Origin of the sequence: Alistipes sp. CAG:29 (assembly GCF_000435435.1) — a bacterium.
GTDB classification, from domain to species: Bacteria; Bacteroidota; Bacteroidia; order Bacteroidales; family Rikenellaceae; genus Alistipes; species Alistipes onderdonkii.
The window spans coordinates 207110-209028 of record NZ_FR893507.1 but is presented as its reverse complement, the minus strand read 5'-3'; the positions used below and the strand labels follow the sequence as shown (position 1 = coordinate 209028).

At 59.1% G+C, this 1919-nt stretch carries 2 protein-coding genes; one reads left to right on the top strand and one right to left on the bottom strand.

What is annotated here, in order from left to right; translation table 11 throughout:
• A partial coding sequence (locus QVP03_RS13700; RefSeq protein ID WP_288210846.1) for a phosphoenolpyruvate carboxykinase (ATP) occupies nucleotides 1–952 on the top strand: 952 nt, incomplete at its 5' end.
• A gap of 350 nt (nucleotides 953–1302) precedes the next feature.
• Here the strand turns inward: QVP03_RS13700 and QVP03_RS13695 are convergent.
• Complete coding sequence (locus QVP03_RS13695) at nucleotides 1303–1911, bottom strand: DUF3575 domain-containing protein (RefSeq protein WP_288210849.1); 609 nt, start codon at nucleotides 1909–1911, stop codon at nucleotides 1303–1305.
• Between the last annotated feature and the right edge of the window lie 8 nt (nucleotides 1912–1919).

The window sequence follows — 1919 nt, the reverse complement described above, 5'->3', positions numbered from 1 at the left end:
CAGGGGCATGGCTTCGATGCACTGCTCGGCCAACACCAATGCCAAGGGCGAGACCGCTATCTTCTTCGGCCTGTCGGGCACCGGCAAGACCACGCTTTCGACCGACCCGAAGCGTGAGCTGATCGGCGACGACGAGCACGGCTGGGACGACGACGGCGTATTCAACTTCGAGGGTGGCTGCTACGCCAAGGTCATCAACCTCTCGCAGGAGAACGAGCCCGACATCTGGAACGCCATCCGCCGCAACGCGCTGCTGGAGAACGTGACGGTAGACAAGAAGGGCAAGATCGACTATGCCGACAAGTCGGTAACCGAGAACACCCGCGTTTCGTACCCGATCTTCCACATCGAGAATATCGTGAAACCCGTATCGAAAGCCCCGGCTGCCAAGAAGGTGATCTTCCTTTCGGCCGACGCATTCGGCGTGCTGCCCCCGGTTTCGATTCTCAACTCCGAGCAGACCAAGTACTACTTCCTGTCGGGCTTCACCGCCAAGCTGGCGGGTACCGAGCGCGGTATCACCGAGCCGACTCCGACTTTCTCGGCTTGCTTCGGCGCGGCATTCCTTTCGCTGCACCCCACCAAGTACGGTGAGGAGCTGGTGAAGAAGATGAAGAAGGCCGGTGCCAAGGCATACCTGGTGAACACGGGCTGGAACGGTACCGGCAAACGTATCTCGATCAAGGATACGCGCGGTATTATCGACGCCATCCTCGACGGTTCGATCGACAAGGCTCCGACCAAGACGCTGCCTATCTTCGACTTCACGATCCCGACGGAGCTGCCGGGCGTAGATCCCAAGATCCTCGACCCGCGCGATACCTACAAGAACGCCAAGGATTGGGACGTCAAGGCCGAAGACCTCGCCAACCGCTTCGTGAAGAATTTCGTGAAGTTCACGGGTAACGAAGAGGGTAAGAAGCTCGTAGCCGCCGGCCCGAAAGTGAAATAATCTCTGAATAAAGTTTTGAATGGTAGAACCCCGCGCCGGAAGGTGCGGGGTTCTTTATTTTGCGGCATTGCGTATGCTGCGATGGGAGGGGGCTTCCGTATGCCGCGGTGCGGCTCGGGGCTGCTTACGGTGATTTCCGGTCGCCGCCTGCCGCGATTCCGGGTTGCGGCCTGGTCGGGCGGGCTTGTTGCGGGTGTGCCTCGGAAGGGCCCGCTGCAATTTACCCCGGGTTTAGGTTCCCGGGCCGGCCGCTGTTTCCGGTTGCCCGCATTCCGGGAGTACTGCTCCCTTTGGTTCCGGAGTTGCGGACTTTCCGTGCATGGCTGCCTGCCGCAGTCCGCAACTGCTGTTTAGCGCACGTCCGCTGTCCGCTGTTTGTTGCGGGGCGTGAAGATGCGATACCCGATCGAGACGCCGATCTTGTTGGGATACCACTCCGAAGAGCCGTTGAACGGGTCGGGATGTTCGGGTTGTACGGGGCGGTGGGGGTACATGTCGACCTGGCCGTCGAAACTGTATCCGTTGTAATGGCTGTCCATCCATGCCCAACCCAGGAAAGCGTCGAGCAGCCAGCGTTTCCCGAACTGGTATTCATAACCCACGCAGAGGCCGATCATCATGCCGTATCCTTTGCAGTAACGGTCTTCGAATTTCAGTTTCCACCCTTCGATGTAAGGTTTCGACATGTCGAAGGCCATCATGCCGATGTTTGCCCCCAGATACCAGCCCCGGTTATGCTCCTTGAAATAGCGGCGGTATTCGCCCATGAAGATGGCGAAGAGCATGTGCTTTTCGTTGATCGACTTCCATGGCGAGATGACGATGTCGGTCTGCAAGGTCGATTTGGGCGAGATGGCGAACTCCACGGCGGGATTCACCACGCCCACCAGGGCATAGGGGACATTGAGCTTGACATATCCCTGCGGGGATGCCTGCTGCGTGCAGAACAGCGCGAACAGGAATGCCG